Genomic DNA, 7564 nt, shown 5'->3' with positions numbered 1-7564 from the left:
GCTAGGTGTACTCGGCCAGGAGGTTGGTGACACTCCCGGGATGTTGTTGACGTAGGAAGACCTCCGGGGTGCGGTGGCGAGTGTCAAAGTCGTTCACCGTCCGGAGGTCTTCATGTCCCACCGTAATGCCCGCCTGAACGTGCGAGGCCGGCAACTGCTGGTCCAGCGTGTCTGCCAGCAGGGCTGGGCCGTCGCGCACGCGGCCAAAGCCCAAGGCGTGTCACGGCAATGTGCACACCGCTGGATCAAGCGCTACCGCACCTACGGCTGGCACGCCCTGGCCGACCGCTCCTCCCGTCCCCACCACTGCCCCCGCCAGACCCCGGCCGAGACCGAGGAAGCCATCCTCGCGCTGCGCCGGCAGCAGCGTCGGGGACCAGACTGGCTCGGCCCCGAACTCGGTATCCCGGCCCGGACCGTGTCCCGGGTCCTGCGCCGCCACGGCGTCCCGTATCTCCGCGAGTGCGACCCGTTGACCGGGACGGTGATCCGGGCCTCCAAGACGACCGCGGTGCGCTACGAACGAGACCGGCCCGGTGAACTCGTCCATGTCGACGTCAAGAAGATCGGCAAGATCCCCGACGGCGGCGGCTGGAAGGCGCACGGGCGCCAGATGGGCTCCACCGCCGCAAAGAAGCGGGCCCGGATCGGGTACGACTACGTGCACTCGATGGTCGATGACCACTCCCGGCTGGCCTATTCCGAGATCCTGCCCGACGAGAAAGGCACCACCTGCGCAGGGTTCCTGCTGCGGGCCGCCGAAGCGTTCGCCGGCTACGGGATCGCCCGGATCGAGCAGGTGATCACCGATAACCACTTCTCCTACCGCCACGCCCACGCCTTCGCCGAAGCGCTCGGCCTGCTCGGGGCGCGGCACCTGTTCATCAAACCGCACTGCCCCTGGCAGAACGGGAAGGTGGAACGGTTCAACCGCACCCTGCAGACCGAGTGGGCCTACCGACAGGTCTTCACCAGCAACAACGAACGTGCCGCCGCTCTTGCACCCTGGCTGGAGTACTACAACACTGAACGACGCCACACCGCACTCAGAGACCAGCCCCCGATCAGCCGCCTGTAACCAACCTCATGGCCGGGTACAGCTAGGTCTCGCCGACCATCGTTTTGGATGTAGCAGAATCCGGTCGCCGAAATCCGAATCGCGCTGACCAGGGGAAACAAATTTCGAGGGCCGGCGGCAGCCGGTTTGCTACATCCAGAACGACGAGTGCCCCGGGAGAGATCCCGGCCGAGACACAAGGAGGGCGCCCGCTGCGGCGGACGCCCTCCTTGGTGTTGTTCGGTCTTGCCCTACTTGAGGAACAGATACTCCAACGTCGGCGTGATCGTGATGCCCCGATCATGCGCGTACAGGTAGAGCAGCGACGTGCCGGCCCCGGCCGCGCCCAGGTACAGGCCGGTGTAGGTCTCGACGAACCCGGGGTTCTTCCGGGTCCAGGCGGCGAACCAACGGCGCCCGGTCTCGTCGTGGTAGGAGTCACCGAGCAGCTTGTCCGCGGTGATCTTCGCCTCGCCGAGGTAGTTGTCCTGCTCGAGGAACTCGCCGGCCTGCACGAAATGGGACAGGACGCCGGGAGCCCCGCAACACAAGCAGAAGCTGTTCCAGTACCCCGGCGAATGGACCAGCGGCGCACCGGTCCGCAGGATCCCCTGGGACAACTGATCGACCCAGGTGCGGTACTCGTCGTCCCCGGTGAGCTCGTACAGCTTGCGGAACAACACCGTGGTGCCCACCGGCCCGTGACAGGTCGACAGGTAGAAGAAATCGGTGAAGCTGCCGGTGTCGGGGTTGTAGAGGTACGGAATCAGCTTCCCGTCCTCGTCACCCTGGGCGATCGCGGAGAGGAACTTCACCACCTCCTTGGCCCGATCGAGGTACTGCTGCTCCCCCGTCACCTCGTACACCAGCGCGTTCAGGTACGCCGTACCCGCCGCGCCGTGGGTGAAGTTCGGAAACACCGTGTCGCTGGAGTCGAACCCGGCCAGAGTGAGGTCGAGATTCTTGTAGTAGACCCCGCCGACCGGCGACCGGACGGCCTTCGTCTCGGCAAAGGCCAGCACCTTCAGCGCCGCGTCCAGATACTTCTGCTCGCCGGTGCGCCGATAGACGTACAGGAAGAAGAACACATACGAACCGTCGGCCATCAGGTCGGACTGCTCGGTCCAGTGCAGACCCTTCTCGTCCTCGGTGCCCGCGGCGATCGCATCGTCGGCGGCCCGGGTGAGGAAGGCGCGATATCGCTCATCGGGGACCTTGTCGTACAACTGGTCCAGGAAGATGGCCTCCCCGGCCGGGCCCACGTACACGCTGGTCCCCCAGCCCGGCAGCGGCCAGATGCCGCCGGCGTCCCCCTCGAGCACCTTGGTGAAGAAGTCGACCCCCTCATAGGTGTTGAGGATGTACTCCGCGGCGTCCTTCGCCTCTTGGAGGTACTGGTCCTCCCCGGTGACGTCATGCAGTTGCAGGAAGAACTGCCCGATCCCCGAGGAGCCCGCGTACAGGCCCTTGCGGTTGATCAGCAGGTCGCCCTCGTACTCGTTGCCCGGTTCGGGGCTGACCTTCCAGTACTTGCCCTCCGGGGTCACCACCTCGTTGTGCCGCAGGTAGCTGACGATCTCGAGGACGGCGCTGAGGTAGTCCTGGTCGGTGTTCTCCTGGAAGGCCTCGGGCTCGGCCTGAGTGTTGCTGGTCATCAGCCTCAGTCCCGCTTGTACAGGTCGGTGGACAGGTACTTGTAGCCGTTGTCGGGGTAGATCACCACGATGTTCTTGCCCTCGGCCTCCGGCCGCTTGGCGATCTCGATCGCGGCGGTCAGGGCCGCCGCGGCGGAGGTGCCCAGGAACAGGCCGTCGGACTCGGCGGTGGCCTGGGCGGTGAGGAACGCGTCCTCGGCCTTGACGTCGATGATCTCGTCGAAGGAGAAGCCGTTGTCCTCGTTGGAGATGATCAGGGTGGGGACGAACTGGCGATCCACCCGGCCCAGCGGCAGGGTCCCGTCGACGATGTTGCCGGTGAAGTCGGGGCTCTCCGGGCGCGACTGCGGGGCACCCTGGACGCCGATGATCTTGACGTCGGGGTTCTGCTCGCGCAGGTAGCGTCCGGTGCCCACCAGGGTGCCGGCGGTGCCGCCCATGGCGACGAAGTAGTCGACCTTGCCGTCGGTGTCGCGCCAGATCTCCGGACCGGTGGTCTTGTAGTGGTACTGCTGATTCGACTCGCGGACGGTCTGGCCGGTGTAGTAGTAGCCGTTCTCGTCGGCGATGCGCTGGATACCGGCGATCAGATCGTCGAGGACCAGGCCCTTCTCCTCGAAGTCGGCCACCTCGGCGATGTCATGGAAGGAGCGGACCTCCAGGCCGTAGCCCTTGTAGATCTTGGTTCGCTCCTCGGTGGTCCCCGGCTCGAGGTAGGGGATGAACTTCAGCCGCTGGGCGTGCCCGAGCGCGGCCAGCGAGATGCCGGTGTTGCCGCTGGTGACGTCGATGAGGGTGCTGCCCTCCTGGATCGTGCCGTTGGCCAGCGCCTCCTCGATCAGCGCGACCGCGAGACGGTCCTTCACGCTGCCGGTCGGATTGAGGTACTCCAGCTTGCCGATGATGTGCGCCTTGAGCCCGTGATCGGCCTGGTAGTTGGTCAGCTCGACCAACGGGGTGTTGCCGACCAGCTCAACGATGGACTTGTGAATATTTGCCATGATGCTGTCTCCGATCCTTATTCGTTCTCGCCGTAGAGGCTGACCTTGTTGTCTTCCTTGGTAGTGGTGTAGCCGGCATCGACCGGCAGCTTCACCCCGGTGATCGCGCTCGCCTGGTCGCCGGCCAGGAAGAAGGCCGCGTTGGCGATCTCCCGCGGCTCGATCCAGCGGTTCAGCAGGCTCTTGTCCTCCGCGGCCTTGCGCAGCTTCGGATCGGAGTAGTCGTACTTGATCGCCATCTCGGTCTTGGTGTAACCCGGCGCGACCGAGTTGACCCGGATGCCGTACTTGCCGAGCTGGAACGCCGCGGTGCGGGTGAGCCCGTCGACCGAGGTCTTGGAGATGCCGTACGCGAACGGCGACCACTCGGCGAACGAGGCGACGAAGGAGGACACGTTCACCACCGCGCCCTCGATCTTGTTCTCCACCCAGTACCGCGCGACGTGCTGGATCATGTACAGGCTGCCCCAGAGGTTGACCTCCTCGGCCTGCTTGATCTCCTCGGGGTCGAAGTTGAGGACGTTCTTGCGGTGCCCGGTGATCCCGGCGTTGTTGAACAGCGCGTCGAGGCGTCCGTAGTGGGCAATGATCTCGGCGACCACCTGGGCGCCCTGGGCGTGATTGGCGACGTCGAGCTCGTGGCCGCTGACCTCGAAACCCTCGGACTGCAGCTGGGCGACGGCCGCGTTCAGCTCGTCGACCTTCAGGTCGGTCATGGCGACCGAATACCCACCTTCGGCGAACCGCCTGGCTGCGGCGAGCCCGATCCCCTGCGCAGCTCCGGTGATGATGACGACTTTGTTGCTCATATGGTCGCGTTCTCCTCGATTCAAGTGTCGCTGCGGGCAGCGTACTGCGCTGACCTGACGCCGGGTGCGCTCAGCCAGTTCACGCTACTCACCGTGAGCACGACCGTTGACGGCGGGTCGGTTCTGGACAGCCGATAGGCTCCCGCCATGGACTTCGAGGCGGTGTTCACCGGGGTCGCGGTGGCCTTCGAGATCGTCGGCGCGCTCGCGATGGTGGTCGGCTTCGTGATCGCCGTGGTCCTGGCCCTGCGCGCGCTGCGCCGCCACGAGGGTGGCCAGGTTGCCTTCGGCGTACTGCGGACGACGCTGGGATCGGCGATCCTGCTCGGCCTGGAGGTGCTGGTGGCCGCGGACCTGATCCGCACCATCACCTCCAAGCCGTCGATCACCGACGCCGTCATCCTCGGCATCATCGTGTTGATCCGGACGGTGCTGTCGATGTCCATCCAGATCGAGATCGAAGGGGTTCTGCCCTGGCGCCGGGCCCTGCTGACCAGCGGGGGCCAGCTGATGGGCGCCGCGCTCGCCAGGGACGGGGCCGCCGAGGCCCGACAGCGCGACCGGGCCTGACCCGAGTTCGGACTCCCCTGCCCGCTCCCGCACTCCCCTGCCCCGGAACCTGGGGGCACACCGGGTACCGTGATCGGTGCTGACCTCGCACCCTTCGGGAGGAACCAGGATGACCCTCGATCTGGCCTATCCCTTCACCGGCTCCTGGCTGACCCAGAACAGTCCCGCCGACCACGTCCCCAGTCACGGCACGACGATGTTCGCCACCGCGTACGCCATCGACTTCGTGCCCGTCGACGAGGGCGAGCGGACCGCGCCGTTCACCCTCGCCTCGCTGCTGCGCCCCGATCCGGCCGAACGCTTCCCCGGCTTCGGGCGGCCGATTCTGGCCCCGGTCGCCGGTGTTGTGGTGGCCGCCCATGATCTGGAACCCGACCATCGGGCCTACCGCGGTATCCCGTCGGTCGGCTATGCGCTGACCCAGGCGAGCCGGGTCCGGCAGGGCTGGATCGCGCTCGCCGGGAACCACGTGCTGATCGACACCGGGACCGCGGTGGTCGCACTGTGCCACCTGCAGCGCGGCAGTGCCCGCGTACGCCCGGGCCGGCGCGTCGGCATCGGCGAGATGCTCGGCCGCTGCGGCAACTCCGGGAACAGCACCGAACCCCACCTGCACCTGCAGGCCCTGGACACCGCCCGGGTGGAACAGGCCCGGGCGGTTCCGCTGAGCTTCCGCGGAGCCCTCCCGCACAACGGCGACGTGGTGCACGCGTGAGGGCCGAGCAGAAAGTTCGCAGCCGGCTGTCGATCGGCCGTACTCCGGTTCGTCTACCGGGTGACCCCTCCCCCGTGGGCGGGTCGCCCCGACGAACAAGGAGACAGCCATGAAGTACGTTCTGCTGATGATGGGCCCGGTCGATCCCGACCCGGCCGCCGACGGCGCCACCGAACAGGAGTTCATCGACTTCGACACCGAACTGCAGCAGGCCGGCGTGCACGCCGGCGGCTTTGCGCTGTTCGGCCCGGAGGAGGGAACCTCGGTGACCAAGCAGTCCCGGGAGGCCGAGCCGGTGGTCACCGCGGGCCCGTACGCCGAGAGCCGCGAGTACGTGGGTGGCACCTTCGTCATCGACGTCCCCGATTTCGACCGGGCGCTCGCCTGGGCCAAGAGGTGCCCCGGGGCGCTCGGCGGCGGACGGGTGGAGATCCGGGCACTGCTGGAGATGTAGCCCGATGTCGGTCGACGATGTGCTCGCCCGCTTCTACCGCGAGGAGCACAGCCGGCTGCTGGCGGCCCTGGTTGCCCGGTTCGGCGACCTGGATCTCGCCGAGGAGTCGGCCCAGGAGGCGATGGCAGCCGCCCTCGCCACCTGGCCGTCGGCCGGCGTCCCGGACCATCCCCTCGCCTGGCTGATCACCACCGCACGACGCAAGGCCCTGGACCGGGTCCGGCGCGATGCGGTCCTGGCCCGGCGGCTCGCCGAACTGGCGCTCGAGCGGCAGCCCGATGAACCGGTCCCGGCCCCGGGCCCGACCGACGAACGACTCGCCATGCTGATGGGCTGCTGCCACCCGGCCATCGCGCCGGCCGACCGGATCGCGCTGATGCTGCGGTTCGTCGGCGGGCTCACCAGCGCGGAGGTGGCGCAGTCGCTGCTGCTGCCGCTGCCCACGATCCAGGCGCGGATCACCCGCGCGAAGCGCCGGATCCGGGTGAACCGGATCCCGCTGCGGGTGCCCGAGGATCCCGCCGAACAGCAGCGCCGGTTGCCGCTGATCCTGACCGCAATCTCGTTGGTGTTCACCGAGGGCTACGACGCCACCGGCGGCACGAACACGCTGCGGGCCGACCTCACCGAGGAGGCGATCCGGCTGGCCCGGATCGTCGCCGCCCCGACTCCCCCACGCGCCGAACCGCTCGGCCTGCTCGCCCTGCTGCTGCTCACCGACGCCCGGCGCGCCGCCCGGGTCGACGCAGAGGGCGTACCCATCGCGCTGGAGGAGCAGGACCGCACCCGCTGGGACCCGGACCTGATCAGCGAGGGACTGGCGCTGGTGGAGCGCGCGGCAGGCCTCCCGGACGCCGGCCGCCTCACCGCCCTGGCAGCGATCGCGGCGGTGCACAGCGAGGCAGCGACCTTCGCCGACACCGACTGGCCCCAGATCGTCGCCCTGTACGACTTGCTGCTGCGCCACGGTCCCGACCCGGTGGCCGCGATGAACCGAGCGATCGCGGTCGGCCGCCGGGACACCCCGCAGGCGGGCCTGGCCCTGCTGGAAGCGATGGCCGACGAACCGATCCTGGCCCGGCACCACCCGTACCACGTCGCCCTGGCCCTCTTCCGGGCCGAATGCGCCGACCCTGCCGGGTCCCGCCGGGCCTGGATTCGGGCCCGGGACCTGGTCGACAATCAGGCCCAGCGGCGCTTCATCGACCGCCACCTCTCCCCCGACGGGTAGCCCCAAGTCCCGTATCGCTGAGATTTTCAAAGTTCGACAGTTGCATGTTAAACTTCTTGCAACCGCCTTTGC

The 7564-nt window shown here is 67.8% G+C and carries 8 protein-coding genes; 5 read left to right on the top strand and 3 right to left on the bottom strand.

The genetic code is table 11. The annotated features are described in order from the left end of the window. Positions 1-112: 112 nt before the first annotated feature. Positions 113-1078: an IS481 family transposase gene (locus G531_RS0112235; RefSeq protein WP_026927474.1), complete on the top strand. Its 966-nt coding sequence runs from the start codon at positions 113-115 to the stop codon at positions 1076-1078. A gap of 230 nt (positions 1079-1308) precedes the next feature. Here G531_RS0112235 and G531_RS0112230 read toward each other — a convergent pair whose 3' ends face one another. The 3 genes from G531_RS0112230 to G531_RS0112220 are packed head-to-tail and all read right to left on the bottom strand — an operon-like array spanning position 1309 to position 4522. Beyond that, positions 1309-2712, bottom strand: a complete 1404-nt coding sequence (locus G531_RS0112230; RefSeq protein WP_026927473.1) for a lanthionine synthetase LanC family protein — start codon at positions 2710-2712, stop codon at positions 1309-1311. Between the two features lie 5 nt (positions 2713-2717). Then, positions 2718-3713: a PLP-dependent cysteine synthase family protein gene (locus G531_RS0112225; RefSeq protein WP_026927472.1), complete on the bottom strand. Its 996-nt coding sequence runs from the start codon at positions 3711-3713 to the stop codon at positions 2718-2720. Positions 3714-3730: 17 nt separating this feature from the next. Next, on the bottom strand, positions 3731-4522 hold the full coding sequence (locus G531_RS0112220) for an SDR family NAD(P)-dependent oxidoreductase (RefSeq protein ID WP_026927471.1): 792 nt from the start codon (positions 4520-4522) through the stop codon (positions 3731-3733). A 147-nt stretch (positions 4523-4669) separates the two neighbouring features. On the opposite strand from G531_RS0112220, the gene G531_RS0112210 reads away from it, so the two are divergent. From G531_RS0112210 to G531_RS0112195, 4 genes are all read left to right on the top strand, one after another. After that, positions 4670-5092, top strand: a complete 423-nt coding sequence (locus G531_RS0112210) for a DUF1622 domain-containing protein (protein WP_026927470.1) — start codon at positions 4670-4672, stop codon at positions 5090-5092. Positions 5093-5201: 109 nt separating this feature from the next. Next, positions 5202-5807 carry a M23 family metallopeptidase gene (locus G531_RS0112205; RefSeq protein WP_026927469.1) on the top strand — a complete coding sequence of 202 codons (606 nt, stop codon included), beginning with the start codon at positions 5202-5204 and terminating at the stop codon, positions 5805-5807. Positions 5808-5916: 109 nt separating this feature from the next. Continuing rightward, a complete protein-coding gene (locus tag G531_RS0112200) occupies positions 5917-6261 on the top strand; it encodes a YciI family protein (RefSeq protein ID WP_026927468.1) in 345 nt (114 codons plus the stop codon). A gap of 4 nt (positions 6262-6265) precedes the next feature. Further along, positions 6266-7492 carry an RNA polymerase sigma factor gene (locus G531_RS0112195; RefSeq protein ID WP_026927467.1) on the top strand — a complete coding sequence of 409 codons (1227 nt, stop codon included), beginning with the start codon at positions 6266-6268 and terminating at the stop codon, positions 7490-7492. Positions 7493-7564 lie beyond the last annotated feature (72 nt).

Origin of the sequence: Granulicoccus phenolivorans DSM 17626 = NBRC 107789 = JCM 15570 (assembly GCF_000423085.1) — a bacterium.
GTDB classification, from domain to species: Bacteria; Actinomycetota; Actinomycetes; order Propionibacteriales; family Propionibacteriaceae; genus Granulicoccus; species Granulicoccus phenolivorans.
Note: the sequence above shows the minus strand (reverse complement) of the source record. Positions and strands in the feature narration are given on the sequence as shown.